This window comes from Bacillus solitudinis (genome assembly GCF_002797395.1).
Taxonomy (GTDB): Bacteria; Bacillota; Bacilli; order Bacillales; family Bacillaceae_D; genus Halalkalibacter_A; species Halalkalibacter_A solitudinis.
The window spans coordinates 2,436,641-2,462,375 of record NZ_KZ454943.1 but is presented as its reverse complement, the minus strand read 5'-3'; the positions used below and the strand labels follow the sequence as shown (position 1 = coordinate 2,462,375).

The following is a 25,735-nucleotide window of genomic DNA, read 5'->3' as shown; positions in this document are numbered from 1 at the left end:
GTAATGTTCATTAATCTTTGTCTTCGCAATCGCAAAGTGCCATACCGTCATCTGTCCATTCTCCACATTGTTCACATTGTTTTTCTATTTGAAATCCCTTGAATTGATAAACTGCTTTTACTGTGTATTCTTTATCACAACGGTCACAAGTTATTTCTTCCTCTTCGTCTTCCCAATTTGATTGGTGGTCTTCTACAACGTGTTCACAATACGGGCATACTTGCTCATCTAATAATTCGTCCATTCTTACACACCTTCTTTATGTTGTAGTTTTACTCTATTAAACAGTTTTCCTTTCCTCTCTCATACTCATCAAAACGGAAGGTCATCATCATTGATATCTATCGGCTGACCATCATTTGCAAAGGGGTCGCTATTAAAACCGCTCTGATTCTGCTTTTGTTGCCCTTGTGAGCCACTTTGCTGTTGGTTGCCACTATTCTTAGGCTCTAGGAACTGAACGGTCTCTGCGACCACCTCAGTAATGAATACACGCTTACCCTCGTTGTTGTCATAGCTCCTTGTTTGAATCCGACCGTCTATTCCTGCTAAGCTACCTTTTTTTAGATAGTTTGCTACATTCTCTGCTGGCTTCTGCCACACTACGCAGTTGATAAAATCTGCATCAGGTCCGTTCTCTTGCTTTCGTATTCTATTTACTGCCAGTGTGAAATTCCCAACTGCCACACCATTTGGCGTATAACGTAATTCTGGGTCTTTCGTTAATCTCCCAACGAGCACTACGCGATTTAACATCTATTTTTCCCCCAACCTTTTTGAAATTTCCTTGAGCGCCTCTTGCGTACTATTTACACTCATATCAAAGCCATCTGTAAGCACCTTTACAAAGTGCCCTCCATTGCCGTTGTCCCATATCCTTGCTACGATGCTATTTCCTTTGTAGACATCTGCATATCCAATGCCATCTTGTATTGTTAAGCCCATCCGCTTCCTCCTATGAGAGCATCCGTTCTCTATTGTGAATGCTCTCTTTTTCTAGTAATGTAATATTGGGATAAATCTACCCTGTTGATTAAATTGTGGATAGTGGGGATAAGTGTGTCTTTTTCTTCTCGAACTGTTCATTATGATCTGACGATTGAAGGTAGCTCTTATTGAAATTCTGTAAATACAAAAAATGTACATTTCTCTCATTAAGTTCGTCCACACCTACTGTCTATCTAAAACATATAGTGTATTAATCCTTAATATTGGAGGTGAACTTCATGCATGATTATGGCAAAAAAGATAACAATTTTGCGTTAATTGTTGTTCTATTCATTTTATTAATTATTGTTGGAGCAGCATTTGTAGGCGGAATGTACTAATGAGAAAGCCTCCAGCTCGCTTGCTCCTCATTTAGCAACTCCATAGAGCACCTTCGGGTGCTTTTTTTATCATTTCTCCTATGTTAATACATTGCCATGTCATCTCCTTCGCAGTTTTCCTCTACTCCTTCACCTCGTACCCCTGCTCCCTTGGTATCAGCAGCATGCGTTCTTGGTGATACCCTCGACTCTCGCCCTTGATGTGCTGTTTGTTTTCACCTTCTGGATACACGATAATTCTTGTAAGCCTGTCCTGGTCTGCTGTAACAAATTGTTTAGTCGTTACCCACCTTGCCACACGCATTCACCTCTTCCACTTCCATAAAACGCTCAAAGGCTTCGTCTGTGGTGTTTGATATGAGATTCGCTTTATAGAGGTCAAATTTATCTGCAGCAAAGAATGGACCATACTTCAATTCATGTTTCTCTCTCCACATCTCAGCGTACCAACCCGAGTAAGCTTCTCTTAGCTCTTTAGTTGGGAACTTTTCATGGCAGAAATCATGATGTAATTTACAAAGCGGCACCAGGTTGCGATAACCCTTCCTGCCCGACTGTGAACGAAACACGATATGATGCATTTCTACATGAGGACTGCCGCAGTCTGCGCATTGATGCTTATACAACTCCATCGCCTTGTCATAGTTCTTTTTGTCGATACGGCTTCTGTCCTTTGGCTTGGGTATGGCTCTACCTCGGTACGTCTCAAGCTTAGGCTTTTTTCGATTCGGTCGTTTTGAACGTATCTTGGGTACTGCTCTCACTTCACTGAACATCGAATCACCGCCTTAGTGAATTTATAGAGCTTTCTTCTGAGTCTTTAACCACTCGTTTCTAAACAACTCACGCTCTGCTTTAATAGCTTGGATGTCTTCTGTAAACGGCATTTCTTGCTGAGCTAGTTGCAATCGTTTGACCTCGGCTAGTAGGCGTTGGTTCTCTTCCTTTACCTGCTCAATTTTGTGAACAGAGACAGCAGCAACACCTTTAATTTTTTTGAGCTCTTTCTCTAACTCCCGAATCTGCTCCATGTACTCTTGGACATTGTGCGCCTTTGCCTTCTCATCCTTGTACAACTTCTCGAAACGGTCACGTTCTGCTACCACCTCGTTATATTTAGGTCGTCCTACTGGCTTTTTCTCCATCTCAACATCATCCTCTCGCTTTTTCTTGTTGTGCAGCTTCGTGATACCGTGCATATGCCACAACTTAAGCTTTTCGTTTAGTTCCTTTTCTTCCAGTCCGTACTTTCTCCGAATCTTTGTATCTGTTAATCCTTGGTGCCTGAGAGCAACTAAGGTCTCTAAAGTTAGTTCTGAGTCATCTATCTCCATTTTGATAGGCTCTTTGCCAGCTACCAATTCTTCGTATGTCTTTTCCCCGGTTGTAAGTAGCTCCATTTCCTCAGCTGTTAATCTATGTGTTGTGACAGAGCGGTCAAACTCGATATGCTTTCTTCCGAAATTCACTGCTGTGGTTTTACCTGGATTGTCGTACCTTGCTCGATTTGCGTAATCTCCCATTATGACACCGCCCTTGTAAATGCTTCATATGCTCTTTTCACTTTTCCACTACGTGCTAAGTCGAGAGCTAACACGGTTACTTCGTCAGGGTCACGGTCGTAACGTTTCCCAATGTCCCATACGTTGTGCCCTAAATTCAGTAGCTCCGCAATTTCTTCTCTTTGCCACTGTTTCCATCCATGCTCAAATGTTCCGTCACCCAATGCGATGTAGTCGAAGTCTGTTTCACAATCGCCTCGTCTTTTACGCGCCATGTTGCTTTCTCCGTTCGATATTCTCCTTCCACTCCGCTAACTTCGCTTCCATCTTGGCTTTTCGTTCCGCTCGTCCACGCTCACAATTAGCGCATTCACACAAGTTTGGAGTGAAGTGGGCAGCCCAGGTATAGGGCTTGTCCACTCCTTCGTTTTGACATCTCATTCGAAAACCTCCTAATCAATCAATCTATGATTCAGTTTCCATCTATCGCCTTTAATCATCACCGTATAATCCTTCGACATTTCATAAATTCTCGTTCCTAACGCTTCGTCTATATCACAAAGCTTATCGATGTCATGTTCCGATGAAATCATGAGAGGTTTGTTGTTTAGATAACGGTAATTAACAACTCCCATCACTTGCTTTACTTCCCAATCGCTACACTTACCTTTGAATAAATCGTCAATAAACAGTACGTCAACTCGTTGCATCTCTTCTAGTTTTCTGTTTAAAGCGTTGAAATCGTCTCGTAGGTCGTTGAATCCCTCGATGAAGGGGAAATATAGTACTCTTTGTAAACGCTTCGTAATAAGGTTGTTAGCGAGTGCTGATAGTAAGTGTGTCTTTCCTGCACCTGGTTGTCCCAAGAACGAAATGCTATTTCTACGTTCTTTCTTAATGTTTGGGTAATCCACATAATACTTCGTTGCTATTTCTTTCATTTCAGCTACAATCGGTTCCTTACCCTCTGTAAGAAAACTAGCGAAACTCTTTTTCTTAAACTCATCTGTTATTTCACTGATACTCATAAGTCGTTTAGCTTTTTTCTTGATGGTGCATTCGCACTCGACTGATATTTCAATCATCATCGGTTCACCAGTTGGCCAGTTCATCGGTGTCTTATCCTCATCTTCTTTAAGCGCACGTTCCTTTTTGAAGTAGAATCCTTTACCATCACAGCGGCAATTCTGATTCATCGACTTCTCTTGATTGGAGGACTGTTCTTCTGCTTCTTTCATTTGCGATATCTGAGAGGCTTTTTCTTGGAGCTTCTGTAGCACTTCCGCCATTGTCTGCATGTGCAACCTCCTTCTGGTTAAGGTAGCCTTCAAACTTGGTACCGAATAATGTTTCTGGACGAAGGTAGTTATTCATATCGTTGTTATTCAGCCATTCTTTGCACTTAACATCGATTACCTTCTTAAAGTCATTTAGAGTAAAACCATCATTCCACCGTGCTTTGATAAGGTCTTTCGTCTTTCTGGTTGAGTATTTATAATTCTTGTGAGCTTGTTGATTCAAATAATTTACAATTTCGATAAAGGGTATATCTTTTTCTTTATCTATTTCTAGTTCTTCTTTATATAGTTCTAGTTCTATGTCGGTTACGTCACCGTTTCCTGTAACGTTACTCCCTAGTTCCTTCTTTTTCTCACGATGCTTAGCGACTCTTTCTCTTGTCTGTTCACGGATTTTATCAAGCCCAGTAATACTTTGGTGCTTGTCCCAGTTAACAATAGAAATGTATTTTTCCTCCGAAACCTCTATCATTCCGAATTGGTGAAAGGTAGAAATTGCCAGTCTTACCACAGGTAAAGAACGGTTAAATATGGTAGAAAGCATTTCCTCTGTGTAAGGAATTGTCTCACTAAGGTAAATATATCCAGAAGCGTTTGTCTTTCCTGCTTGTGCTAAAAGCTTCACCCATATGATTAAAATGGTGTCAGCTTCGGGCATTTGTTCAATTAAGCGTATCTTTTCATCGTCAAACATATGAGTAGAGAGCTTAATCCACTTTACGTCCGCCATGCTTTACACCTCGTTTGTTGAAAATTTCTGTAATTTCCTGTACTCAAATGCACCATAATGGTATATAATGAGTACAGGAATGATTTGAATCGGTTATTTTTTTGAGACCTCTGTTGACGCAGGGGTCTTTTCTTTTTGTAATAGCTCCAACAGCTTAACTTGCCCTTTACCAGTGATAAGGGTAGTAGACGACTGAACATCACCCTCAGTACGCTTAACGATAGTAGGAACAGATATAAACCAACCTTGCTCAATGTACTTCTGCTTTGGGTTATTCTTCTCTCTACCTGACAAAATCAAGTAACCTTCTCCTCGTAACCAATCAAACATTTTGTTTCTGCCTATTTTTACTCCATTCTCCTTATGAACAACCTTGCAGAACTCACCGATGCTTATGGCAGCTTCGCTATTTGAAACAGCTTTTCCAAAGTTTGTGTAAGGACTGTCTTGCTCGATTCTCACCTTCAAATCCATTACTTTCCTATCCGCATATTGAAGCGCTCGTTTCATGACCATTTCTGGACTGTTCCACATCTTTTCAAGTTTCAAGAAATATTGTCTAGCTTCTTTACCTTTGTCAGTACGTTGAAGCATAGCAATTTCTTTCGCCATATCTAATTTCAAGTGATGATCAACAATATTTTGCAGTCCTCCAAGGGTCGGACTTTTTTGGGTCACCCTTACGAAGTCTATATTTTCTTCAAATCCGTATTCTGTCATTCTTCCAAACCACTTACGATATTCAGTAGAGACTTCTAAAAACTCATGTAACTCACGACCGCTTACAATAATTTCACCATCATCATTGTGATTAGTTGTGATTAAGTGATTCATTCACTCACTCTCCTTTTTCTCTAATTCTATTTCTCTAAGCGCTGGCCATAACTGATTTTTGCTATGGTCCACTAACTGAAATAATTCTCTAGTCGTATAACCAAAATCATCAACGAAAGCCGCTAATGTTGCTATTAGTAATTGATGATGAGGGTCATTTTGATTTAACTTTGTTTTGTCCATCCTCTCACCTCACTTGTATATGAATCTGACCTTTCTCCCAGTTGCTAAATGATGCAACAACTGTTCCGCTCTGCTTTTCATAGTCTCTTAGAAACTTCGCAAGAGCGGCATCAAGTTGCTGAGTTTCCGACTGCTTGTCCACTGTCCCTCCCTCCTTACCTTTTACGAGCAATGCTTTTCTCTAGGAAAACCATCGTCTGTGCCATCGTTCCCTTCATAGATATAAAGGAAATCTTTAAGAGTGCATCCGAAATACTCACAGAGTTTGGTTACAACTACAGGGTCAATCTTTCTCTGCCTGTAATTGTTGAATTGGATTAACACCGCATAGTCAATGCCAGTATCTTCACTAAGCTGTTTAATTGACTTGACTCGTCTCTTTGCCATGAGCACTCGAAGGTTATGTCTGATTTTCATGCTGTCACCTCACTTTCCTACCTTCATATATAATTTTACTACAATTGTAGTAAATAGACAACCGAACATTTATAGGTCTTTCGGCTTATTTTGACTACAATAGTTATAAAACTCTGTATTATAGTTATAATATTTTATATAATGATGTTAAATTTAAAAAGTAGTCGGAGGGAAATATCATGATTATGAAAAATCGTTTAAAAATAATAATGGCAGAGAAGGGAGTCAACAGCATTTCACAATTACACCGTATGATACAAGAACAAGGTCACACGATGAGTCGTCGTACATTAGATAAATTTGTTAGAAATGAAAACAACCAAGTTCATTACGAAACACTTATTACTTTGTGCCAGGTGTTAAACTGTGAGCTTCACGAATTACTAGTTTTGCAAGAGGAAACGAATGATTAATCTCATCGTCCAACTGCATAGTGTCTGGGGGTGCTCTACTCAATAGGGTTGCCTCCTTTTTGGTATGTATTACCAAATGTATGTTCTCATTTTAGGTAAAAAAGAAAGGAGAGGGGAGTCTCCTATACTTTTACTATTCATCAATGACCTCAAAGCTCGTTACTTTAACCACTTTTGAGTTACGAAAGAACTTACTTGACCTTTTTGCGCTTATAAAGTTTGTGTGTGCTTTGATAGATGGCTTAGTGCTACTACCTCCACCCATCGGAAAGCTAATAACATTATTGTTTTCATCCACGTTAGCAACTACATATAAATCGTTTGTATCACTGTAACTTTTGTACATTCTTCACACTCCTTTTTATTGCGTGCCTGTATGATCGAACAGTTCATCAAATTTGCCAATTGCCGTAAGCCCAATAACCAACCTCTTTGTTGCAGTCTTTACAAACCTTTTTATATTCTGTTGTTACATGCGTTCCTAATTCTTCAACTATAAAGCCTGTATCTTCAAGGTTTTTACTATCGCAATGCTGACATTTTAAAGGTTCTAAATCAGTCTTATCTAAGTAACCATGTTTAACTTGTTGTTCAATATAATCTTTAAATGTCTCCATTTTACTCTCTCCTTTTGTTGCATAGTTTCACTCTATACCGACACCTTCGCTTTAATAGCCTAATCCCACATGGACTTTTGCTGACCAAATTTAAACTTCAAAAATTCTTCTAAATCTTGACTGAAAACAGAAGCTTCATTTGCCTGCCCTAGAAACCTCTCATGCTCCAACATTCCGAAAAACTCACCTACAGTAATATCTTTTTTCTTCAATTTCTTTCTAACCTCAACCCACTCTGTAGCTGGGGTTCCGAACCATTCATATGCGGTATCCCATAACTCAGGGTCAACGCTATGAACTAGCTCGAACATGCCTTGAATGACCTTTACTGTGTTCCCTTGCGCTCCCTTTTCCCATATGCGCTGTTTGAATACGGCTTGCATGAGGGTTAGGAAGTTGAATTGATAGACAAAGGTATTAAGTTTAGCCGCAATTGGCATGGCTGAACGAGCAACTTGTGGCGTTTCTCCACGTTCTAACAAAGCATTATATTGCGTCATGCTTACTAGTACAGCTGAGTCTATTCTATTAATGTCTTTCACCTTATCACTTGGCAGCGTGTAATCATCACTCGTTAATGCTCGATTTCCACCTGCTACACGCATATTTCTCGTAGTATAGGTAATAATATGGTCGTACACTTCTTTTGAGACGTCCTCAAATTCAAACTCGACAAACTCCCCACGAAATACTTCAGGCACATGCCCTTGTTTGATAATAGAAAGAGGTCTACGCACATTATCTAAGTCTGACTTCCCTAAGTAGCGAGCGGCATTTCTAGCAGCATTCTTTCGCTCGGGGTCACTGTAGCGAGTCATGCGGATAAGGAACGTGTCACCCTGGTATTCTCTAACCTCTGAATCTCCAATTATAGTTATGCTCATTCCTTGCCCTCCAATGCTTGTTTAGCTTCCCAGTACCCTCTACCAGTGCCGGGTGTAGCGATTTGACGTAACACTTCTTCGTACCTTTCGGCTTTCTTAGCTCTTTCGATGAGCCAATCTATAGCTTTGGGTGACATTTCAATCTCAGGTGTATCTTTAACTTCTTCCCAAGATTCCTCAATTTGTTCTAATATTACCCTGTCATGCATCTGTTCCTGACTCATGCCATCCCCTCCTTCTTCAACCTCAGCTGTAAGTAGTTCTCGCTTATGCGTAGCCGCTCGTTCTCCTTACGCAAGTTCTGAATCTCCAATTCTTGTTCTTTCATCCTATCTAGTAACCCAACCGCATAGACTTGTCCGTCACGTAACTCCTGTAGGATATGGATAGCTAACTCCTCATTACTCCAACTGGAAGGATTGAAAGGCTCCTTGTATTTTTCAGAGCCTTTTACAATTTGTTCAATGGCGATATTATCGGTAATAGCTTTAACCTTTTTATAAAACGGATGTTCCAGGTGTTTCTGTTTGTTCAAATCCACTGGCTTCCCTCCTAAGGAATGTAGTATTTTCGAGAGGACTTCATAGCTCATGCGTACCTCCTCAGGCAAGAGGGGAGTCCCTCTTGCTGTGTATTCTCGAACTATGCTATGCATTGACATTTAGGTTAAAATTTTAAAATGATTAAGCGAATAATTATAAAGAGATGTCCACATAATACAAAAAAATGGAAAGGAACAAATGAAATGTCTCCTACGTTTATTAGAATAGGTCAGATTGTTATATCTTGGGCGTCAGTTCTCTTTCTTCCTAAAAAAACTTTTATAAGATATTCAGCACCCGCGATATTTGCATCCTCACTTGTGTTGATTGTAAGTTTTTTAGCTATTCCCCTAAAATTGTGGAGAGTTAATGGTGGAATAAAAACAAAAATATTTAATGATTTAAGTTTTATATTCGGTCCTTTTTTTATGGGAACCATATGGATTTTTCGCCTAACTTACGGTAAATTCGGTTTATATATGTTAGGAAATCTTATAATGAATAGTTTCCTTGCATTTCCGTTGAGTTCAATTTACCAAAAATTAAAGGTATACAAATTGATAAACTTTAAACGTAAGTACCTCCTCCTTACCTACATTACTTTTGCCATTCTTATTTATGGTTATCAGGTGGTTCTTGATAAAGCAGAAAAGTGATTTTTCTGCTTTTCTTTATTTTGTTAACGACTTTGTCGCATTTTAAAGTTTATGTCGCAATATGAGTCTAACCCTCACTAAAACGTAACGAAATTCCAGTACACCGAATAGCTAAGCACCAGGAGACAAGTGACCGCTCCGATGGTAAAGCCTATACGCTCATCGTGCGTCATACCTCCACCCCCAATGCTCGTTTAGCGATACCTTTAGAGGCAAGGCTATTCTCATCAATAATGTCCTCTAAGGCTTCTTTGTAGCGCTTTGCTTCGGCTTGCAACTTCTCATATTTGGAGAGGGGTGTGTAATAGTCACCCTCGAAAACTTTACAATTTTGTGGTAAGGTGGACATGTAATCACTCCTTTGTGGTTAGGGGGGGCAGCCGACCAAAGCTATGCCCCTTTTTGTTTTGCTTGAAGCTTTTTCGTAAGAAAAGCATCCATTTGATTCTCGTTGTACCCTTGTTCCTTCTGCTTGTTGTAAAAATCGTCAAACCCTTCCTCGCTACCTGCTAGTGTTTTCCATTTAGCTAGAACAGCCGCTTTCGATACACCTTTTTGGTTATTAAATTGATACTCATTTCCGCTCGCTCCGTTTGCATCATCGTCTTTTTCTGTTGCAAGACCCAACATTGCTGATAAGCTATAACGCTTCATATAAGTAATTTGACCACCCATATCTTGCATAGAGGCATTAGCATCAAATTGGAGAGGTAAACTTTTTACATATTCACCACTCGAATGGAGTAGCATTGTCTCAACTGATACTAGTTTTTTACCTTCTAAAACTACTGTGTAGGCATTCTGTATGATGGTTAGACCATTCTCTTTAAACACTCGCTTTGCTTCGTCAAAAATGCCACCTAAGTCTGTATAATCGAATTTGTATGAACTACCGCTTTTTGTTTTGACTGTTACACTAGCATTGTGCTTAGGGTTTTCTAACGCGGCCCAGGCTTTCGCAAGGGCAGGCGCAACCTCGGTGTTTGTTTCAGAAAATATCATCTTCCATCAACCTCACTTTCTCCTCTTCTGATATAGGGCGCATGCCGTTGTAATAGTCCTCGTCAGGAACAAACCATTTGTCGCCTAAGATGATGACGTTATTCATATCAGACCTCCACCTTGTATGTCGTGCCACCTGGTTTAATCGTTACACCTTCCACTCATTGACCATCTGCTGAGACAATTACTTTTTGACCGTCTATTTCAACAATGTTGAGCGTTTTTTTCAAATCGCCCCACTTTACTTCTTCCTTGATAAACTCAGTTAATTCAGCGCCCTTCACATAAGCCAACAACTTATCCTTATCTGATTGTTCAGGTGCAGGCTTACTAGTTGTACTTTTTGATTTGCCATATGGAGTTTTGAGCGTTTTAGCTTTAGGATCCTTTTCTAATTGCTGCATGTGATAGAGTTTGATTAATCCTTCAAAAAACGAAATTGAATTATCGATAGGTTTTTCTTCTTCTTGCAACCACGTCATAATGCGGTCAATCTCAGCATCAGCTAAAGCTTTTCTTTCTTGCTTTTGTTCATTTAAAGCGGCAATTTTACGAAACGCCCAGTTTAATTGGTCTAAGTCGACAATCTTAAAGCGCTCCTTCGTTTCCTCTGTTAACTCCATACCTTGTAATTCTTCTAATTCGATTCGTTGTAATGCGTTCATTAGATAGCCTCCTCGGTCAATTTAATAAAATTAGGTTCATTCATTGCGACTAACTTTTCTTGATAACACTCCTCCGAACAGTAAAAGCTATCACGGTATGGGATGGCTTCATCCCCCTTGTGTAATGCTGTTTTGCAATAACCACATTTGCATAAGCGTTTTTTAAACTGAACAGGTGAATCTAATTTCCACGAGTCGTAGCTTTGTGTTGGCATGGGATTACGCCTCCCTTTTTAATCTTGACTGCTCAATCAACCAGTTGAAAAAAGCTTCTTTTTCCACTCTCTTAGCTCGCCCAATACGAATTAAAGGGAAATCCTTTCGTTCCATGATTTCATAAGCGATACGAAGAGAAACACCAACAATTTCAGCGACATGCGGCGCTTGCATGAGAATAGGATAATCCTCTTGATTTTTCATACGTACAACCTCCTTTGAAGGAATATTGAATATAGTGTCGAAATAAACAATTAACATTCCGAAACAATAAATTTCTATTTCAGCAACTTTTTGACTAAAAAAAGGTCATTTATATCGCAAGATAAAATATCAGCAATAATTGGAAGGTGATTAGCTTTAAGGCTGTACTCACCATTCTCATACTTTAGATAAGTCGAAGCATTCTTAAACCCTAATTTTTCAGCCATCCTTTGCATACTTATCTCGCGATTGCATCTTTTGCTTCTGATAAATTCTAAGTTAATTTCACTCATCTCTACTCACCTCCTGATTTCTATTTCAGCAACTTGTAACCCTAGTATAAATTTCTATTTTAGAAATGTCAACACCCTTTTATTTCTTTTTTAGCAATTACTTTATTTCCATTTTAGAAACGTGTTAATATATTAATGTAGATAATAGAGAAGGTGATTTTATGAATGTCGGTAAAAGAATCGAATCAATTATGGAAAAAAAGGATATCAAACAAAATCAATTAGCTGAAAAAGTTGGTATAAACAAGAGTGTCCTCAACCGCATCATTAATGGCAGTAGACCATGCAAGGACTTTGAGCTAGCTAAGATAGCAGATGTTTTAGATGTTAGTACTGATTATTTGCTAGGTCGGTTAAATTACGCGGCGAAAGACGGTTATTCTAATAGAGAAAAAACTAAAGATGAGTTAGAGAATTTCGAAGAAAGATTTAAGAAGTTCTTAGAATGGGAAAAAGAAGTTGATAATCGAAAGAATGATTAAGTCCAATACATGGGCTTTTTCTTTTCTTTACAAATCAAACATATGTTCGTATAATGGTGACAAATAGTTTTGGTGGTGGTCGCGTGAAGTTTGCCAGTATAAGAGAAGAGAAGCTTGCAATTCGCTATAAAGAGTTAAAAATACAAAATCCTCATGACTTATCTATCAGTAATTTATCCTCTTTGTTCGATGTCAAAGTTATTTATCATCCTTATGAAAGCGATTGTTTTTACAACGACAAGTGCGCCTTAATGTACTTGGATGAAAGACAACCAAATGAAAATATTCGTTCTGATTTTTTTCATGAATTATCACACTTTATCCAACATTGCGGAGACCAAAGAATGATGCATCAAGATTTCGAGAAACTACAAGAACGTCAAGCATATTGGACTTCTCAGTACCTATCCATGCCCCGGTACATATTTGAGCCAATTATGAATGATTTTCGTTCCGTTTCTTCTTTGGTGGACATCTTTCAATTGCCTGAGAACCTGATTAAAGAACGTATTCGAATCATCCGTCAGCAAAACGAGACACAAGCTCACTATGTAAGGATGAAACAAAGAGAAGAAGACAGAATCAATCGTTCTTTGCAAAAAGGAAAGGTTTACAAATCAACACTAGCAATCTTAGACCAATTAAAGAGACAAGTAGGAGAGGAGAAAATCAACCATGACATTAAAGATTTATTACGATGAGATTGATGGAGAATTATATCCAAAGTGGATGATGTTGCCGCGATATGATGCTGAACACGAGGCTAGAACCTATAGTATTGAGGGTCCTTTTGAGCGTTTTTCTGTTGAGGATTTCCATGATGACCTTAAATTATTGAGTGTCACCCAAGGTGCATTAAAGCAATGCCCCTTCCATGACCATCAATTTGATATTGATTTAGAACAATTAAAACGAGATTTACAAAGGCAAGAACACGATCCTGAAGCTGTGTACGAAACCGAATACTATATGGTTTTGGTCGATGATTTACAGGAGTTACTTGCATACGACGTTATGGGACGATTTTCTTAATGATTGATATTTCAAGAAAAAGGAATGATAATGATGATGTTGGTTTACACAAAGCTCTCATCTGATTATTGTTCCTTTTATCATTTGAGGAGTTGATACTATGCAAGGTTACTTCCGTAAACGTGGTGATAAGTGGTCTTTTACGATAGACATTGGTAGGGACCCAGCTACTGGAAACCGTAAACAAAAAAGCAAGTCAGGCTTTAAAACGAAAAAAGAAGCTCAAGCAGCAGCAGCCGAGCTTCTTAACCAATTAAATAAAGGTATTAGTTTCGACAATGAAAATGTAATCATCGAAGACTTTATGAAGCACTGGCTTGATTCTGTCGCGAAACATCGAGTCAAACCGAGAACTTTCTTAAATTATACCAGAGCCATGGAGCGTCGTATATTACCTACGTTCGGAAAATTAAAATTAAAAGACTTACGACTTCACCACGGTCAAAAGGCGATTAACGATATGTTGGAAGAAGGCCGTAGCCCAAGGTATATTGAATACACCTTCATCTTATTTAAAGCAGCTATCAATTATGCCATTGATTCTGATTTACTTTACAAGAATCCATTTCGCCAGTTAGAAATACCTAAACCAAGAAGGCAAAAAATGACAACGTGGACCTCTGAGGAAATGAAGCGGTTTATCACATTCGCCAAACAGGACAACCCCTTCTATTTCATACCTCTTCTTATTGCGATGCATACAGGTATGCGAAGAGGTGAGTTTCTTGGTTTATCGTGGAAAGACGTCGATATGGATAGAAAGAAAATCAGCGTGAATCAAGCCATCGTATATGATGAACCTACAAACAAATTCACATTTACCGATTTAAAGACTAAATCATCCTATCGCCAGATTACAATATCGGATGATTTGATAAATGAGTTAAAGCGTCACCAACTCAGACAAAAAGAAATGAAATTAATGCACGGTGCTGCCTACGAAGATTGGGGATTAGTTTGCCCTCGCGAAAACGGTAAACCAATTTTCGGACGTCAACTTGCTTGGTATATGGATAAAGTCACAAAAATTGCTGGTTTACAGAAGATAAGAATACACGACATCAGACATTCACACGCGACGCTACTTTTACGCAAAGGCGAGAATCCAAAAATTGTCTCGGAACGTCTGGGTCACTCTACCGTAAAAATGACATTAGATGTCTATTCTCATGTCACTGAAGACATGCAAGAAAACGCCGCTAAAAAGGTTAGCGACGCCTTATCTTTTTGAAGCGTGAGCAAAATGTGAGCATTCACCCTTTCACAACCGTCAAAACCCTATGTTTATAAGGTTAAAAGGGTGACACTCTCCACATGTGTTGTCCACGGAAACATATCCACCGGCTGCACTTCCGTTGTCCGGTATCCCCCGTCCTCAAGCACACGTAAATCACGTGCGAGTGTAGCTGGATTACAGGACACATACACAACTCGTTCTGGCTTCATCGCTATAATCGTTTCAAGTAGCTTGTCGTCACAGCCTTTCCGCGGAGGATCCACGACAATGACATCTGCGCGAATCCCTTGTGCGTACCACCATGGCATGACATTTTCAGCTTCTCCAACAGCAAAGTCCACATTGTCAAAACCATTTAGTTTGGCGTTGCGTTTCGCATCAGTAATTGCTTCAGGGACAATTTCTACACCATAAACGTGTTTAGCTCCTTGGGCCAAGAAGAGAGAGATTGTACCAATTCCACAGTAGGCATCAATGACAGTTTCTCCTCCGCTTAACTGCGCATATTCTAAGGCCTTGTCATATAGTACCTTCGTCTGGTCTGGGTTCACCTGATAGAATGAACGTGCTGAAATCGCAAATCTAATATCACCAATCGTATCGTAGATGTATTCATCTCCCCACAGCACGTGGGTCTTCTCACCGAAAATGACGTTCGTTCGTTTCGGATTAATGTTTTGAACAATCGATTTTACATTCGGTATTTCTTGCTGAATATCCTCAATTATGTTTTTCTTATTTGCTAGCTCTGGGCCTCTTGTAATGAGTACAACCATAATGTCGCCGGTTTGCTTACCGTACCGAGCCACGACATGTCTCAATGTCCCTCGATGCTTTTCTTCATCATAGCCTCGAACACCGTATTTCTTTGCAATTTCTTTAACAGTTGTGACAACGTAGTCATTCTTCTCGTGCTGGATTAAACATTGATCCATATCAATGATGCGGTGGCTTCGTTCTTGATAGAAGCCTGCTACTAAGCCACCTTCGATTTCACCGACGGGGACCTGAGCCTTATTCCGATAACGCCACGGATCGTCCATGCCAAGTGTAGGGTGAACCAAAACATCAGGTAACTGGCCAATTCGTTCAAGCACATCCTTGACCTGCTTTTGCTTAAAGCGTAGTTGTGCCTCATAGCTAAGATGTTGAAGTTGGCACCCCCCACATTGATTATAAATGGGACAAGGCGCATCCACGCGATCAGGGCTTTCTTCAAGAGTTTCCAGAACTCGTCCAAACCCAAATCCCTTCTTTACTTTAACAATTTTCACTTTCACTTTCTCCCCTGGGAGTGCTTTTGGGATGAATAAGGCATAGCCATTTATCTTTGCCACTCCGGCCCCGTCATGTGTCAAATCCTCTATCATCACATCAACGATATCATTTTTCTTTACTGGTACTTCATAGTTGGTCATGTCATTCGCCCTTTTCCTCTTATCATGTTGTCATTGTAACATAAGGCAGTCGTGCATTCCTATTCGTGATAACAAGAACGTGGAGTAAGCTGGTGTCTCTTTGTTCTTATAAACAAAAAACACTTCCTCCTTATTGGGAGAAGTGCTATTCACGGCTTCTATTTCGCTTCTTATCCTTTGGACAGAGTATTTGGAAATGCTGGTATCGATTGACGAATTCAGCAGGGAGCAATCCTCCAAATTCACCGTCTAGGTTTAATTGCATATCACCTTCGACTTGTACCTTTATTCGATTCGCTTGAACATATATTACTTTCGGATGGTTGATATGCTCTCCTCTTAATGCGAGACTTCCAAGGTGGACAAACTCAGGAAATGATAGTTTCTTGACAATAATGAAGTCAAACATACCATCCTGTAAGGACGCATTTGGTGCTAAGCGTTCGAAGCCACCTACTGAATTCGTATTTGAGACGAGAAACAACATTATCTCCCCTTCAAAAAGCTTCCCATCATATTCAATCCTTACAAACGTAGGGGAAACTTGTGGCAGCTTCTCTAGACCTTTAATATAATAAGCCAATTGCCCCACCATCGTCTTTAGCTTACTTGGGACTTCATATGTAAGCTCTGTTAACGTCCCACCTGCTGCAATATTAATAAAATATCTATCATCCACTTGTCCAATATCAATCGGCTCGACCTGGTCACTACATAAGATGTCACATGCCTTTTCAATATCCCGTGGAATCCCAAGCGCACGGGCAAAGTCGTTCGTTGTTCCTGCAGGTATTAGTCCTAGCATCGGTCTCTTAGAAAGAGGTGCCAGTCCGTTAACCACCTCAAACATTGTTCCATCGCCACCTGCTGCAATCACGAGGTCATAGCCATGCTCTCCCGCCTTCTTCGCAGCTCTTTTTGCACACCCTTCACCTGTTGTTGCATGGGTCGACGTTTCATATCCAGACTTTTCTAATCGCTCCAAAACATAGGCTAAATTCTTACGTATTTGTTCCCTTCCTGACGTTGGATTGTAAATCAGACGTGCTCGTTTCATACGATCCCCTACTTTATTTCATACTATTTCATTGTATTGTATCTCATTTTAACCTTGAAAAACAAACTTAGACATTCCCTATTTATGAACGTTTAGAGAAAAATCTCGAAGTTTATAAAAAGAGACTAACTTAAAAGGTCCCTGAAAAAAGGCGAATACCAACCTTTTTCAGAGGCCTCACCAAAGTCAGCCTCTAACTATATGTTATCGTTTTTTAATTTCATCTAGTAGGATTTCGTTTACCATTTGTGGGTTTGCTTTCCCTCTAGAAGCTTTCATGATTTGTCCAACTAGGAAACCAATCGCACGGTCTTTACCATTTTTAAAGTCTTCGATAGATTGCGCATTGTTATCAAGTACTTCTGAAACCATTTTACGAAGTTCACCTTCGTCCGAAATTTGGACGAGACCTTTTGCTTTAACAATCTCTTCAGGGTCTCCACCTTTTTCAATTAGGTCCTTGAATACTTGCTTCGCAATTTTTGAAGAAATCGTTCCTTTTTGAATCAATTGAATCATCTTTGCTAAGCCTTCAGGTGTTAATGCCACATCCTCAAGCTCTTTTTGCTCAGCGTTTAAGTATGCAGACACTTCGCCCATCAACCAGTTTGATGAAAGCTTCGCGTCTCCACCATTATTTACAGTTGCTTCAAAGAAATCAGACATTTCTTTCGTAAGCGTTAGAACCATCGCATCATATGCTGGCAAACCAAGTTCTTCAACGTAGCGTTTTTTACGTGCATCCGGCAGCTCAGGAATTTCAGCAAAGATGCGTGATTTCCACTCATCATCTATGTGCAGTGCAACAAGGTCTGGTTCTGGGAAATATCGATAGTCATCAGATCCTTCCTTTACACGCATTAATAATGTCTTGTTTGCTGCTTCATCATAACGGCGTGTTTCTTGCTCGATAATACCACCAGATAGAAGCACTTGCTCTTGACGTTTTTCCTCGTATTCAAGACCTTTTCGAACAAAGTTAAACGAGTTCAAGTTCTTTAGCTCTGTCTTTGTACCAAATTCCTCTTGGCCCACTGGACGGAGTGAAATATTAGCATCACAACGCAAAGACCCTTCCTCCATCTTACAATCTGAAACACCCGTATATTGAATAATTGCCTTAATTTTTTCTAGGTACGCATATGCTTCTTCAGGCGTACGAATATCTGGTTCCGAAACAATTTCAATTAACGGTGTTCCTTGACGATTGTAATCAACGAGTGAATATCCGTTGCCCGAGTGTGTCAGCTTACCTGCATCTTCCTCTAAATGAAGACGTGTAATTCCGATACGCTTTTTCTCCCCACCCACTTCGATTTCAATCCAACCATGTTCTCCGATTGGCTTATCAAATTGCGAGATTTGGTACGCTTTTGGGTTATCAGGATAGAAGTAATTCTTGCGGTCGAATTTCGTATCTGTTGCTACTTCGCAATTTAAGGCCATCGCAGCCTTCATTGCAAACTCAACAGCTGATTTATTTAACACTGGTAATACGCCTGGGTAACCTAAATCAATAACACTCGTGTTTGCATTCGGCTCAGAACCAAAGTGGTTCGGGCTCGCCGAGAATATTTTTGAATCTGTTTTTAATTCAACGTGGACCTCTAGTCCTATGACTGTTTCAAAATTCATCTTTTGTTTCACCCCTTACAATGTTGGTTTTTGTTTAGAATAATCTGTTGCTTGTTCATATGCATGTGCTACACGGTATACCGTATTCTCATCAAAGTGCTTCCCAATGATCTGAAGACCAAGTGGTAACCCATTTATGAAGCCACAAGGAACAGAAATCCCTGGTACACCTGCAAGGTTTACTGGAATCGTTAAAATATCATTTGCATACATCGTTAATGGATCCTCAATTTGCTCACCAATTTTAAATGCTGGTGTCGGCGTTGTTGGGCCAATAATAACATCATAGTTTTCAAATACTTTTTCAAAGTCTTGCTTAATTAAGGTACGAGCTTGCTGAGCCTTTTTATAATAAGCATCATAGTAGCCTGAGCTTAACGCAAACGTTCCAAGCATAATACGACGCTTCACTTCATTACCGAAACCCTCTGCACGTGTTTGCTTATACATATCAAGCAAGTTATCAGCATTATCAGTACGATATCCATAACGAACACCATCAAAACGTGCAAGGTTAGCTGATGCTTCAGATGAAGCTAATAAATAGTATGTAGCTAGAGCATATTTAGAGTGAGGCAATGACACTTCATCCCAAGTCGCCCCTTGGCTTTCTAGCACTTTAAGAGCATCTAAAACAGATTGTTTCACTTCTTCTTGAACACCTTCTGCAAGATATTCTTTAGGTACTGCGATTTTTAACCCTTTTACATTACCTGTAAGAGCTGAAAGAAAATCTGGAACATCGACATTTGCAGATGTAGAATCCATTGGATCGATACCTGAAATTGTCTGAAGTAAATAGGCATTATCCTCAACATTACGCGTAATTGGGCCGATTTGGTCTAAAGACGATGCAAAAGCAACTAAACCAAAACGAGATACCCGACCGTATGTAGGTTTCAATCCAACGACACCACAATAAGCCGCCGGTTGACGAATTGAACCACCTGTGTCAGATCCTAATGAAAATGGAACTTCTCCTGCAGCTACAGACGCTGCTGAACCACCACTTGATCCTCCTGGTACATGATCAAGATTCCAAGGGTTTCTGGTATTTTGAAATGCTGAGTTTTCCGTAGAAGAACCCATCGCAAATTCATCCATGTTCAACTTACCAATCGTAATGGCTTGAGCCGATTGAAGTTTTTGCACAACCGTTGCATCATAAATCGGGTCAAAGTTTTCAAGAATACGACTTGAACAAGTAGTACGTAGGTTCTTCGTAACGATATTATCTTTCACACCGATTGGCATACCAAATAACAAACCCCGCTCTGAATCTTTTCCAAGAGCCTCATCTAACTGGTTTGCATACGCGCGTGCTTTTTCTTCATCTAATGTTAAAAAGGCTTTAACCTTGTTGTCGACTTCAGCAATACGTTTGTACGATTCCCCGACAAGTTCAGAAACCTTCACTTCTTTATTCTGGAGCATTGTGTGGAGCTCCGACATTTTATGGTCAAATAATGACATGAAGCTTGTCCTCCCTATTAATCCATAATAGATGGCACACGAATTTGGCCATCTTCATGATCTGGTGCATTTTTTAGTACATCTTCTAGCGGTAATCCTTCTGAAGCTTTATCTTCACGCAATACATTTTTCATATCTAAGACATGTGTCGTTGGTTCTACACCTTCTGTATCGAGTTCATTTAACTGCTCAGCGAAGGAGATAATCGCATCTAGCTGCTTTGTAAACGTTTCTACTTCTTCCTCAGTCACCGCGAGTCTTGCTAAGTTCGCAACGTGTTTTACTTCATCTTTCGAGATTCGTGACATCTCAAGCTCACCCCCACTAATATTCGTACTTAGACAATATTTTTAATGATACCAAATTACACCCTTATAGGCAACAAAGCCCACTGAGTTCTAAAGATTTATAACGGCAATTAACCCTTAAGTTTCCATAAGATTTATTACTTAAGCTCAGCTTTTGCCCTTTCAAATTCCAATTGAATTTCTTTTCCTGGTTCTTGACCTGTAAGACTAACGATGATTGCAACTAAACCAGCTAGTAAAAAGCCTGGAATAATTTCATACAGCCCTAGAAGCGGCATTTGATTTACAACATCTTTAGAGATATCAAATACATAAACTAAAATTGCATCTAATTCCGCCCAAACAATAACGGTTAGCCCACCTACAATCATTCCTGCCAAAGCACCGTTTCGCGTCATTCTTTTCCAGTACAACGACAAAAGCAGTACTGGTCCAAAGGCAGCTCCAAACCCAGCCCATGCGTATCCTACTAAATCTAATACCGAGTTTTCAGGATTATAGGCAAGTATTATCGCGATTATGGCGATTAAGACAATACCAATTCTCCCAACCCAAACTAGCTCTTTATCTGTAGCATTCTTTCGCAAGAAGCCTTTGTATACATCCTCAGCCAAAGCACTTGATGAAACGAGAAGCTGAGAATCAATCGTACTCATTATCGCTGATAATATAGCAGCTAATAGAAAACCAGCAATCCATGGATCAAATAAGATTTGTGTAAATAAAATAAATACTGTTTCATGAGCGCCTTCTGGTAGAGGGGACATTCCTAATCCATTAGCTGAGAAATAGGCAATCCCCGAAAACCCAGTAAAAATTGCTCCAAATAAAGAAAAGACCATCCACGTCATACCGGTAGCACGTGCTTTTGGGATTTCTTTTATCGATTTTACAGCCATAAAACGAGTAATAATGTGAGGCTGACCAAAATAACCTAAGCCCCATGCTAAAAGGGAAATTACCCCTATGACTGTGACGCCTTGGAACGCATCCAAATACGATGGATCAATCATACCCACTGTATTAATCGTCTCACCCAAGCCCCCCATTTTCGTTATCGCAACAATTGGCACGACAAGCAAGGCGAAGAACATGAGGATTCCCTGAAAGAAATCGGTCCAACTAACTGCTAGAAATCCCCCTAAAAACGTATAGGAGATAATAACAATTGCACCAATCCACAATGCTTGGATATATGTCATACCAAAAGAAGCTTCAAACAGTAACGCTCCTGCAACTAATCCCGAAGAGGTGTAAAACGCAAAGAAAATTAGGATAACTAAAGCCGAAATAATCCGCAATAACTTTGAGTCATCATGGAACCGATTTTCAAAAAATTCAGGTAAGGTTATTGAATCTTTTGCAATTTCGGTATAGGTACGTAATCTCACAGCCAAAAATTGCCAGTTTAAATATGCACCTATTGCTAGCCCAATAGCAATCCAAATTTCTCCCATCCCCCTTAAGTACAAAGCACCTGGCAAACCAAGTAATAGCCAACTGCTCATATCAGAGGCTCCCGCGCTTAACGCAGCGACACTTCCAGTTAGCTTACGGCCACCCAAAACATAATCTGACAAATTATTTGTTAATCGATATGCGATTAATCCAATTGCTAGCATTCCTAGTAAATAAACAAGAAATGTAATAATCGTTGCTAGTTCCAATGCTACTCACCCTTTCTTCGTAATGACAATAATGATAAAAGTATTAATAGAGGCATTGGAATAATTAATAATGCCCATGTTGCTACTGTTAGCGTCATCGTAATCTCCCCTCTATTGAAAAATTCATATTAATGAAATGTAAGCACTTTTCCATATAAGAACCCCCTCGTTGTTTTGCATAGGTGATTGGTAAAAATCCCTACTATAATTGAATTGCTTAATCCACGAAGGCTCTTATATAGCATGACAATCAAGTGATTTTTATATTCTCACTTCTAGTTTACACTAAAATAGCATATCGAAATTTAAGGTTACGTTACTCCTACTCTAAATAGAAAAAGCACCTCAAGGTTGTTTCACCTTAGAGGTGCCGATATAAAGCGGTACAAGAAGAAGTTGTTACTCAAAAATATGAATGAATGGTTCCTCATTCGAATCGCGAACAATCATACTTTCATGTTGCCCAGAAACAGAGGTGACATAAACCGTCACTTTAAGATTTTCGTGAAAACGTTGCATAATTCGATCCGCTGTAAATTGAGTAAGTGCAACGATTTCTGCTTTACCTTGGAAGCGTATAGGAATCTCAACATGTAATTCCTTAAGCTGATTGTTTTCATAATGCCCCTTACCAACAACACCTAAGTATGAATCAAAGAAACCTTGAACATCATCTTTAAAACGCTGAAATTGGTCAGCATCATTTCGAACATCTTGGTTTGCTTCGCTTGAAGGGAAAAGATAATATTGCTCTTTGATTTCTTGCCAGCGGTCTAAATTGTTTTCTGGTTCAGCAATCGCTTTTAGAAAGAAATTACCCGGAATCACTGATTCGCGTGGTTGTTCGCGGAACATTGCTACAACGATTGGGATTTCATTAAAGGCTCCTTCTTCTCTGCTTTCAGACCGTAAACGACTAACAATTTCATTGGCAATTCGTTGACCTTCACGTCTCATCGCTTCATCAGAGATTTCCGTCTCGTAAAAATAAAAGAGCCCTTGTTCATCTTCTACTTTAAAGTTATATACACTATTCATCGATAAACCGATAACAATACCACCTAGCTCTAAATTACCATTTTCATTCTGAACTAAGTAATTATGTTCCATAATATGTGATACGTATCTTGGGTTACTTTCTTCACGTTCACGCATTGATTCCCCTTTACCAAGTTCAGGGTTTAGTCCAGACGGGTTTGAATCGGCATCATATCTCATCAGCCAATTATTCAATTCTTCTCTTTTAATAAACTGACCTTCTCTAAAAAAGTATCGCTCTGGATTAAAATATTCTTGGGCAACAAAGGTTAATCCCATCTCCAGTTGGTTTAAATCTAGTCGATTGTATACAACTGCATTTCCAAAGCCTCTAGATTCGCCGTGTAAATAGCTCCCATCATATAAAACACTTTGATAATAATTTTCTGATGTAGCTACTGGTGGTACAATTTCTACCTCTTGTTCTTCTTGATTCTCCTCTGATTCTATTTCTTCTTGGTCAGGTTGTAAAATCGGGAAACAACCCGTTAAGAAAAGAAGAAAAACGAGAGAAGCTATCCCCCATCCTTTTGACATGAGACGCTTCCTCCTCTCTATTTTTGACCTATAATTTCTAATAATTGTATTTCATCCAACACTGTAATATTTAATTCCTCTGCTTTTTTCAACTTAGAACCTGCATCCTCCCCGGCAACGACGAGATCTGTTTTTTTACTAACACTTCCAGTTACTTTGCCGCCTAATGCTTCAATCGCATCTTTTGCTTCATCACGTGATAATTGATGTAGCTTCCCAGTTAGGACAACCGTCTTATCTTTAAAAGGATTGTCTGTTACCTGTGCAACATTGACCGGACCCGTATAGGAGAGATTGACCCCTAATTGACGGAGCTCCTCAATTAAAGCGGAGACTTCCGGCTTTTTAAAGTAGCGCACGAGCGAGGAAGCCATTTTCTCGCCAATCTCATTAACGGCTTCAAGTTCTTCTTTTGTTGCTTGAGAGAGTTTTTCAATCGTCTTAAACTCGATGGCAAGTGTTTTAGCGGCTTTTGCTCCAACAAATCGTATCCCAAGTCCAAAGAGTAAACGTTCCAACGAATTCGACTTAGTTGCTTCTATTGCTTCAAGCAAATTATCGACTGACTTCTCACCCATTCGTTCAAGTTCTAAAAGTTCTTTACGTTGAAGTTTATATATATCTGCAACATCGCGAATTAATTCATGATCGAATAATTGGCTTATCACTTTTTCCCCTAATCCATCAATATTCATTGCATTTCTCGAAACGAAATGAATCAACCCTTCACGAATTTGTGCTGGGCACTGTGGGTTAATACACCTAAGAGCCACCTCACCCTCTAAACGGACCAATTCACTTTCACAAGCTGGACACTGAGTTGGCATTGAAAAGTCTAGTTGGGTTCCATCTCGTAACTCTGGCAACACATTAACAACTTCAGGGATAATATCACCTGCTTTTTTGATTACGACCGAATCTCCAAGTTTGACATCCTTTTCACGGATTAAGTCTTCATTATGAAGGGAGGCTCGTTTCACGATGGACCCTGCCACTTGGACGGGCTTTAATATGGCGGTTGGTGTGATAACCCCCGTTCTGCCTATACTAAGCTCAATATCAAGAAGTGTTGTGACAACTTCTTCCGCAGGAAACTTATAAGCAATAGCCCAACGAGGGCTTTTAGCGGTAAACCCTAATTCTTTTTGCTGTGATAAAGAATCGACCTTTATTACAATGCCATCAATATCGTAAGGGAGATCTGCTCTTTTTTCAAGCCACTCTTCCGTAAACGCAATTACTTCATCAATATATTGATAGTGCCTGCTTTCCTCATTTGTTTTAAATCCCACTTCTCTTAAATACGAAATTCCTTCAAAATGAGACGATAGTTCTTTTCCTTGTAGGCTCCCAATCCCATAAACAAAAATAGAAAGGCTACGCTTTGCTGCAATTTTCGGATCCAACTGTCTAAGTGATCCCGCAGCAGCGTTACGTGGATTCGCAAACTTTTCCTCCCCAGCCTTTAATTTTTCATCGTTAAGACGCTCAAATGACAGTTTCGGCATAAAAGCCTCGCCTCGAACTTCAACCTCGATCGCTTCCTTTAAGCGAAGGGGAATGGCGGGGATGGTTTTCAAGTTTGCCGTAATATTTTCACCAATCGTTCCATCCCCTCGAGTCGCTCCTCTTACAAATCTACCATTTTCATATAGTAATGAAACCGCTAATCCATCTATTTTCAACTCACATGTATAGGAAATTTCATCTCCAACTGCTTGACGTACTCTCCGATCAAAGTCACGTAAATCATCAGCAGAAAAAGCATTCCCAAGACTAAGCATTGGTGTCTGGTGTTCCACTTTCTCAAAAAATGGAAGCGGCTTGCCACCAACACGCACAGATGGAGAATCATCACTTATGAGATCAGGATATTCTTCTTCAATTGAAATTAGTTCCTTCATCACTCGGTCATATTCTGCGTCTGAGACAAGTGGTGCATCCAAGACATAATAATGATAACCGTATTCCTCGAGCCGCTCTCGCAATTCTTTTACGCGCTTTTGGGCTTCTGTTCTTTCCATCGGCTTCTTCCTTTCAAGATTGTTTACAATTCAGAGTTTACTA

39 protein-coding genes are annotated in these 25,735 nt (G+C 39.7%); 6 read left to right on the top strand and 33 right to left on the bottom strand.

Annotated features, from left to right (window positions below):
• Positions 1-10: 10 nt before the first annotated feature.
• From CEF19_RS11915 to CEF19_RS11905, 3 genes are all read right to left on the bottom strand, one after another.
• A complete protein-coding gene (locus CEF19_RS11915) occupies positions 11-244 on the bottom strand; it encodes a hypothetical protein (protein ID WP_100406250.1) in 234 nt (77 codons plus the stop codon).
• Positions 245-312: 68 nt separating this feature from the next.
• Positions 313-756: a single-stranded DNA-binding protein gene (gene ssb / locus CEF19_RS11910; protein WP_100406249.1), complete on the bottom strand. Its 444-nt coding sequence runs from the start codon at positions 754-756 to the stop codon at positions 313-315.
• Positions 757-945 (bottom strand): hypothetical protein, encoded by a 189-nt coding sequence (locus CEF19_RS11905; protein WP_100406248.1) that lies wholly within the window; start codon positions 943-945, stop codon positions 757-759. It abuts the gene before it with no gap.
• 281 nt (positions 946-1,226) lie between these two features.
• On the opposite strand from CEF19_RS11905, the gene CEF19_RS11900 reads away from it, so the two are divergent.
• Positions 1,227-1,328 (top strand): YjcZ family sporulation protein, encoded by a 102-nt coding sequence (locus CEF19_RS11900; protein WP_100406247.1) that lies wholly within the window; start codon positions 1,227-1,229, stop codon positions 1,326-1,328.
• 121 nt (positions 1,329-1,449) lie between these two features.
• On the opposite strand, the gene CEF19_RS23155 is transcribed toward CEF19_RS11900, so the two are convergent.
• From CEF19_RS23155 to CEF19_RS11860, 11 genes are all read right to left on the bottom strand, one after another.
• On the bottom strand, positions 1,450-1,626 hold the full coding sequence (locus tag CEF19_RS23155; protein WP_157800944.1) for a hypothetical protein: 177 nt from the start codon (positions 1,624-1,626) through the stop codon (positions 1,450-1,452).
• Positions 1,604-2,104 (bottom strand): HNH endonuclease, encoded by a 501-nt coding sequence (locus tag CEF19_RS11895; protein ID WP_100406246.1) that lies wholly within the window; start codon positions 2,102-2,104, stop codon positions 1,604-1,606. Before CEF19_RS11895 ends, CEF19_RS23155 begins: the two co-directional genes overlap by 23 nt.
• Before the next feature lie 21 nt (positions 2,105-2,125).
• A complete protein-coding gene (locus CEF19_RS11890; RefSeq protein WP_100406245.1) occupies positions 2,126-2,851 on the bottom strand; it encodes a hypothetical protein in 726 nt (241 codons plus the stop codon).
• A complete protein-coding gene (locus CEF19_RS11885) occupies positions 2,851-3,105 on the bottom strand; it encodes a hypothetical protein (protein ID WP_100406244.1) in 255 nt (84 codons plus the stop codon). The genes CEF19_RS11890 and CEF19_RS11885 overlap by 1 nt, the downstream gene beginning before the upstream one ends.
• Positions 3,095-3,271: a hypothetical protein gene (locus CEF19_RS23150; protein WP_157800943.1), complete on the bottom strand. Its 177-nt coding sequence runs from the start codon at positions 3,269-3,271 to the stop codon at positions 3,095-3,097. The genes CEF19_RS11885 and CEF19_RS23150 overlap by 11 nt, the downstream gene beginning before the upstream one ends.
• 11 nt (positions 3,272-3,282) lie before the next feature.
• Positions 3,283-4,068, bottom strand: coding sequence for a DnaA ATPase domain-containing protein (locus CEF19_RS11880; RefSeq protein WP_264755155.1), 786 nt, complete (start codon positions 4,066-4,068; stop codon positions 3,283-3,285).
• Positions 4,004-4,858: a phage replisome organizer N-terminal domain-containing protein gene (locus CEF19_RS11875; RefSeq protein WP_157800942.1), complete on the bottom strand. Its 855-nt coding sequence runs from the start codon at positions 4,856-4,858 to the stop codon at positions 4,004-4,006. Before CEF19_RS11875 ends, CEF19_RS11880 begins: the two co-directional genes overlap by 65 nt.
• A gap of 93 nt (positions 4,859-4,951) precedes the next feature.
• Complete coding sequence (locus CEF19_RS11870; RefSeq protein WP_100406243.1) at positions 4,952-5,692, bottom strand: antA/AntB antirepressor family protein; 741 nt, start codon at positions 5,690-5,692, stop codon at positions 4,952-4,954.
• A complete protein-coding gene (locus CEF19_RS11865) occupies positions 5,693-5,875 on the bottom strand; it encodes a hypothetical protein (protein WP_100406242.1) in 183 nt (60 codons plus the stop codon).
• A 4-nt stretch (positions 5,876-5,879) separates the two neighbouring features.
• Entirely contained in the window at positions 5,880-6,017 is a 138-nt protein-coding gene (locus tag CEF19_RS23145; RefSeq protein ID WP_157800941.1) for a hypothetical protein, read from the bottom strand.
• Between the two features lie 20 nt (positions 6,018-6,037).
• A complete protein-coding gene (locus CEF19_RS11860; RefSeq protein ID WP_100406241.1) occupies positions 6,038-6,292 on the bottom strand; it encodes a helix-turn-helix domain-containing protein in 255 nt (84 codons plus the stop codon).
• 179 nt (positions 6,293-6,471) lie between these two features.
• Here CEF19_RS11860 and CEF19_RS11855 point away from each other — a divergent pair, with 179 nt between their 5' ends.
• Positions 6,472-6,705, top strand: a complete 234-nt coding sequence (locus CEF19_RS11855) for a helix-turn-helix domain-containing protein (protein WP_100406240.1) — start codon at positions 6,472-6,474, stop codon at positions 6,703-6,705.
• Between the two features lie 133 nt (positions 6,706-6,838).
• Here CEF19_RS11855 and CEF19_RS11850 read toward each other — a convergent pair whose 3' ends face one another.
• From CEF19_RS11850 to CEF19_RS11795, 11 genes are all read right to left on the bottom strand, one after another.
• Entirely contained in the window at positions 6,839-7,051 is a 213-nt protein-coding gene (locus CEF19_RS11850; RefSeq protein WP_100406239.1) for a hypothetical protein, read from the bottom strand.
• Between the two features lie 46 nt (positions 7,052-7,097).
• The gene (locus CEF19_RS11845; protein ID WP_100406238.1) at positions 7,098-7,322 is read right to left on the bottom strand and encodes a hypothetical protein; all 225 of its coding nucleotides are present in this window, start codon (positions 7,320-7,322) and stop codon (positions 7,098-7,100) included.
• Between the two features lie 59 nt (positions 7,323-7,381).
• On the bottom strand, positions 7,382-8,206 hold the full coding sequence (locus CEF19_RS11840; RefSeq protein WP_100406237.1) for an FAD-dependent thymidylate synthase: 825 nt from the start codon (positions 8,204-8,206) through the stop codon (positions 7,382-7,384).
• Positions 8,203-8,430 (bottom strand): hypothetical protein, encoded by a 228-nt coding sequence (locus CEF19_RS11835; protein WP_100406236.1) that lies wholly within the window; start codon positions 8,428-8,430, stop codon positions 8,203-8,205. The genes CEF19_RS11840 and CEF19_RS11835 overlap by 4 nt, the downstream gene beginning before the upstream one ends.
• Positions 8,427-8,747, bottom strand: coding sequence for a hypothetical protein (locus tag CEF19_RS11830; protein WP_157800940.1), 321 nt, complete (start codon positions 8,745-8,747; stop codon positions 8,427-8,429). Before CEF19_RS11830 ends, CEF19_RS11835 begins: the two co-directional genes overlap by 4 nt.
• Positions 8,748-9,573: 826 nt before the next feature.
• Positions 9,574-9,753, bottom strand: coding sequence for a hypothetical protein (locus CEF19_RS11820; RefSeq protein WP_100406234.1), 180 nt, complete (start codon positions 9,751-9,753; stop codon positions 9,574-9,576).
• A 41-nt stretch (positions 9,754-9,794) separates the two neighbouring features.
• Complete coding sequence (locus CEF19_RS11815) at positions 9,795-10,406, bottom strand: ERF family protein (RefSeq protein ID WP_100406233.1); 612 nt, start codon at positions 10,404-10,406, stop codon at positions 9,795-9,797.
• Positions 10,407-10,567: 161 nt separating this feature from the next.
• Entirely contained in the window at positions 10,568-11,071 is a 504-nt protein-coding gene (locus CEF19_RS11810; protein WP_100406232.1) for a host-nuclease inhibitor Gam family protein, read from the bottom strand.
• Positions 11,071-11,286 (bottom strand): hypothetical protein, encoded by a 216-nt coding sequence (locus tag CEF19_RS11805; RefSeq protein WP_100406231.1) that lies wholly within the window; start codon positions 11,284-11,286, stop codon positions 11,071-11,073. Before CEF19_RS11805 ends, CEF19_RS11810 begins: the two co-directional genes overlap by 1 nt.
• Before the next feature lie 4 nt (positions 11,287-11,290).
• Positions 11,291-11,491: a MerR family transcriptional regulator gene (locus CEF19_RS11800; RefSeq protein WP_100406230.1), complete on the bottom strand. Its 201-nt coding sequence runs from the start codon at positions 11,489-11,491 to the stop codon at positions 11,291-11,293.
• A gap of 74 nt (positions 11,492-11,565) precedes the next feature.
• Positions 11,566-11,784: a helix-turn-helix domain-containing protein gene (locus tag CEF19_RS11795; RefSeq protein WP_100406229.1), complete on the bottom strand. Its 219-nt coding sequence runs from the start codon at positions 11,782-11,784 to the stop codon at positions 11,566-11,568.
• Between the two features lie 161 nt (positions 11,785-11,945).
• On the opposite strand from CEF19_RS11795, the gene CEF19_RS11790 reads away from it, so the two are divergent.
• The 4 genes from CEF19_RS11790 (at position 11,946) to CEF19_RS11775 (ending at position 14,529) form a co-directional block, all read left to right on the top strand.
• Positions 11,946-12,266: a helix-turn-helix domain-containing protein gene (locus CEF19_RS11790; protein WP_100406228.1), complete on the top strand. Its 321-nt coding sequence runs from the start codon at positions 11,946-11,948 to the stop codon at positions 12,264-12,266.
• Positions 12,267-12,349: 83 nt separating this feature from the next.
• Positions 12,350-12,967 (top strand): ImmA/IrrE family metallo-endopeptidase, encoded by a 618-nt coding sequence (locus CEF19_RS11785; protein ID WP_157800939.1) that lies wholly within the window; start codon positions 12,350-12,352, stop codon positions 12,965-12,967.
• Positions 12,942-13,298, top strand: coding sequence for a hypothetical protein (locus tag CEF19_RS11780; RefSeq protein WP_100406226.1), 357 nt, complete (start codon positions 12,942-12,944; stop codon positions 13,296-13,298). Before CEF19_RS11785 ends, CEF19_RS11780 begins: the two co-directional genes overlap by 26 nt.
• 100 nt (positions 13,299-13,398) lie before the next feature.
• Positions 13,399-14,529 carry a site-specific integrase gene (locus CEF19_RS11775; protein WP_100406225.1) on the top strand — a complete coding sequence of 377 codons (1,131 nt, stop codon included), beginning with the start codon at positions 13,399-13,401 and terminating at the stop codon, positions 14,527-14,529.
• 53 nt (positions 14,530-14,582) lie between these two features.
• On the opposite strand, the gene rlmD is transcribed toward CEF19_RS11775, so the two are convergent.
• The 8 genes from rlmD to ligA all read right to left on the bottom strand — a co-directional run bounded on the left by rlmD (position 14,583) and on the right by ligA (position 25,692).
• Complete coding sequence (rlmD, locus tag CEF19_RS11770; protein WP_100406224.1) at positions 14,583-15,953, bottom strand: 23S rRNA (uracil(1939)-C(5))-methyltransferase RlmD; 1,371 nt, start codon at positions 15,951-15,953, stop codon at positions 14,583-14,585.
• Positions 15,954-16,098: 145 nt separating this feature from the next.
• The gene (locus CEF19_RS11765) at positions 16,099-17,010 is read right to left on the bottom strand and encodes a diacylglycerol kinase (RefSeq protein WP_100406223.1); all 912 of its coding nucleotides are present in this window, start codon (positions 17,008-17,010) and stop codon (positions 16,099-16,101) included.
• A gap of 204 nt (positions 17,011-17,214) precedes the next feature.
• Entirely contained in the window at positions 17,215-18,645 is a 1,431-nt protein-coding gene (gene gatB / locus CEF19_RS11760; protein ID WP_100406222.1) for an Asp-tRNA(Asn)/Glu-tRNA(Gln) amidotransferase subunit GatB, read from the bottom strand.
• A gap of 15 nt (positions 18,646-18,660) precedes the next feature.
• Positions 18,661-20,118: an Asp-tRNA(Asn)/Glu-tRNA(Gln) amidotransferase subunit GatA gene (gatA, locus tag CEF19_RS11755; RefSeq protein WP_100406221.1), complete on the bottom strand. Its 1,458-nt coding sequence runs from the start codon at positions 20,116-20,118 to the stop codon at positions 18,661-18,663.
• Positions 20,119-20,135: 17 nt separating this feature from the next.
• Entirely contained in the window at positions 20,136-20,426 is a 291-nt protein-coding gene (gatC, locus tag CEF19_RS11750; RefSeq protein WP_100406220.1) for an Asp-tRNA(Asn)/Glu-tRNA(Gln) amidotransferase subunit GatC, read from the bottom strand.
• 137 nt (positions 20,427-20,563) lie between these two features.
• Positions 20,564-22,093 carry a sodium/proline symporter PutP gene (putP, locus tag CEF19_RS11745; RefSeq protein WP_100406219.1) on the bottom strand — a complete coding sequence of 510 codons (1,530 nt, stop codon included), beginning with the start codon at positions 22,091-22,093 and terminating at the stop codon, positions 20,564-20,566.
• Between the two features lie 399 nt (positions 22,094-22,492).
• Positions 22,493-23,668, bottom strand: a complete 1,176-nt coding sequence (locus CEF19_RS11740; protein WP_100406218.1) for a CamS family sex pheromone protein — start codon at positions 23,666-23,668, stop codon at positions 22,493-22,495.
• A 17-nt stretch (positions 23,669-23,685) separates the two neighbouring features.
• Positions 23,686-25,692, bottom strand: coding sequence for an NAD-dependent DNA ligase LigA (gene ligA, locus CEF19_RS11735; protein WP_100406217.1), 2,007 nt, complete (start codon positions 25,690-25,692; stop codon positions 23,686-23,688).
• Between the last annotated feature and the right edge of the window lie 43 nt (positions 25,693-25,735).

What these genes read in the sequence shown, in the direction of transcription:
- CEF19_RS11915 (WP_100406250.1), bottom strand. Translation starts at nt 244, where the DNA reads ATGGACGAATTATTAGATGAGCAAGTATGCCCGTATTGTGAACACGTT.
- CEF19_RS11800 (WP_100406230.1), bottom strand. Translation starts at nt 11,491, where the DNA reads ATGAAAAATCAAGAGGATTATCCTATTCTCATGCAAGCGCCGCATGTC.
- gatA (WP_100406221.1), bottom strand. Translation starts at nt 20,118, where the DNA reads ATGTCATTATTTGACCATAAAATGTCGGAGCTCCACACAATGCTCCAG.
- CEF19_RS11740 (WP_100406218.1), bottom strand. Translation starts at nt 23,668, where the DNA reads ATGTCAAAAGGATGGGGGATAGCTTCTCTCGTTTTTCTTCTTTTCTTA.
- CEF19_RS11880 (WP_264755155.1), bottom strand. Translation starts at nt 4,068, where the DNA reads ATGAAAGAAGCAGAAGAACAGTCCTCCAATCAAGAGAAGTCGATGAAT.
- CEF19_RS11900 (WP_100406247.1), top strand. Translation starts at nt 1,227, where the DNA reads ATGCATGATTATGGCAAAAAAGATAACAATTTTGCGTTAATTGTTGTT.
- CEF19_RS23150 (WP_157800943.1), bottom strand. Translation starts at nt 3,271, where the DNA reads ATGAGATGTCAAAACGAAGGAGTGGACAAGCCCTATACCTGGGCTGCC.
- CEF19_RS11840 (WP_100406237.1), bottom strand. Translation starts at nt 8,206, where the DNA reads ATGAGCATAACTATAATTGGAGATTCAGAGGTTAGAGAATACCAGGGT.
- CEF19_RS11790 (WP_100406228.1), top strand. Translation starts at nt 11,946, where the DNA reads ATGAATGTCGGTAAAAGAATCGAATCAATTATGGAAAAAAAGGATATC.
- CEF19_RS11855 (WP_100406240.1), top strand. Translation starts at nt 6,472, where the DNA reads ATGATTATGAAAAATCGTTTAAAAATAATAATGGCAGAGAAGGGAGTC.
- CEF19_RS11850 (WP_100406239.1), bottom strand. Translation starts at nt 7,051, where the DNA reads ATGTACAAAAGTTACAGTGATACAAACGATTTATATGTAGTTGCTAAC.
- CEF19_RS11845 (WP_100406238.1), bottom strand. Translation starts at nt 7,322, where the DNA reads ATGGAGACATTTAAAGATTATATTGAACAACAAGTTAAACATGGTTAC.
- gatC (WP_100406220.1), bottom strand. Translation starts at nt 20,426, where the DNA reads ATGTCACGAATCTCGAAAGATGAAGTAAAACACGTTGCGAACTTAGCA.
- CEF19_RS11905 (WP_100406248.1), bottom strand. Translation starts at nt 945, where the DNA reads ATGGGCTTAACAATACAAGATGGCATTGGATATGCAGATGTCTACAAA.
- CEF19_RS11860 (WP_100406241.1), bottom strand. Translation starts at nt 6,292, where the DNA reads ATGAAAATCAGACATAACCTTCGAGTGCTCATGGCAAAGAGACGAGTC.
- CEF19_RS11835 (WP_100406236.1), bottom strand. Translation starts at nt 8,430, where the DNA reads ATGAGTCAGGAACAGATGCATGACAGGGTAATATTAGAACAAATTGAG.
- CEF19_RS11890 (WP_100406245.1), bottom strand. Translation starts at nt 2,851, where the DNA reads ATGGGAGATTACGCAAATCGAGCAAGGTACGACAATCCAGGTAAAACC.
- rlmD (WP_100406224.1), bottom strand. Translation starts at nt 15,953, where the DNA reads ATGACCAACTATGAAGTACCAGTAAAGAAAAATGATATCGTTGATGTG.
- gatB (WP_100406222.1), bottom strand. Translation starts at nt 18,645, where the DNA reads ATGAATTTTGAAACAGTCATAGGACTAGAGGTCCACGTTGAATTAAAA.
- CEF19_RS11885 (WP_100406244.1), bottom strand. Translation starts at nt 3,105, where the DNA reads ATGGCGCGTAAAAGACGAGGCGATTGTGAAACAGACTTCGACTACATC.
- CEF19_RS11765 (WP_100406223.1), bottom strand. Translation starts at nt 17,010, where the DNA reads ATGAAACGAGCACGTCTGATTTACAATCCAACGTCAGGAAGGGAACAA.
- ssb (WP_100406249.1), bottom strand. Translation starts at nt 756, where the DNA reads ATGTTAAATCGCGTAGTGCTCGTTGGGAGATTAACGAAAGACCCAGAA.
- CEF19_RS11820 (WP_100406234.1), bottom strand. Translation starts at nt 9,753, where the DNA reads ATGTCCACCTTACCACAAAATTGTAAAGTTTTCGAGGGTGACTATTAC.
- CEF19_RS11810 (WP_100406232.1), bottom strand. Translation starts at nt 11,071, where the DNA reads ATGAACGCATTACAACGAATCGAATTAGAAGAATTACAAGGTATGGAG.
- CEF19_RS11780 (WP_100406226.1), top strand. Translation starts at nt 12,942, where the DNA reads ATGACATTAAAGATTTATTACGATGAGATTGATGGAGAATTATATCCA.
- CEF19_RS11875 (WP_157800942.1), bottom strand. Translation starts at nt 4,858, where the DNA reads ATGGCGGACGTAAAGTGGATTAAGCTCTCTACTCATATGTTTGACGAT.
- ligA (WP_100406217.1), bottom strand. Translation starts at nt 25,692, where the DNA reads ATGGAAAGAACAGAAGCCCAAAAGCGCGTAAAAGAATTGCGAGAGCGG.
- CEF19_RS11865 (WP_100406242.1), bottom strand. Translation starts at nt 5,875, where the DNA reads ATGGACAAAACAAAGTTAAATCAAAATGACCCTCATCATCAATTACTA.
- CEF19_RS11870 (WP_100406243.1), bottom strand. Translation starts at nt 5,692, where the DNA reads ATGAATCACTTAATCACAACTAATCACAATGATGATGGTGAAATTATT.
- CEF19_RS11895 (WP_100406246.1), bottom strand. Translation starts at nt 2,104, where the DNA reads ATGTTCAGTGAAGTGAGAGCAGTACCCAAGATACGTTCAAAACGACCG.
- CEF19_RS11795 (WP_100406229.1), bottom strand. Translation starts at nt 11,784, where the DNA reads ATGAGTGAAATTAACTTAGAATTTATCAGAAGCAAAAGATGCAATCGC.
- CEF19_RS11805 (WP_100406231.1), bottom strand. Translation starts at nt 11,286, where the DNA reads ATGCCAACACAAAGCTACGACTCGTGGAAATTAGATTCACCTGTTCAG.
- CEF19_RS11775 (WP_100406225.1), top strand. Translation starts at nt 13,399, where the DNA reads ATGCAAGGTTACTTCCGTAAACGTGGTGATAAGTGGTCTTTTACGATA.
- CEF19_RS11815 (WP_100406233.1), bottom strand. Translation starts at nt 10,406, where the DNA reads ATGATATTTTCTGAAACAAACACCGAGGTTGCGCCTGCCCTTGCGAAA.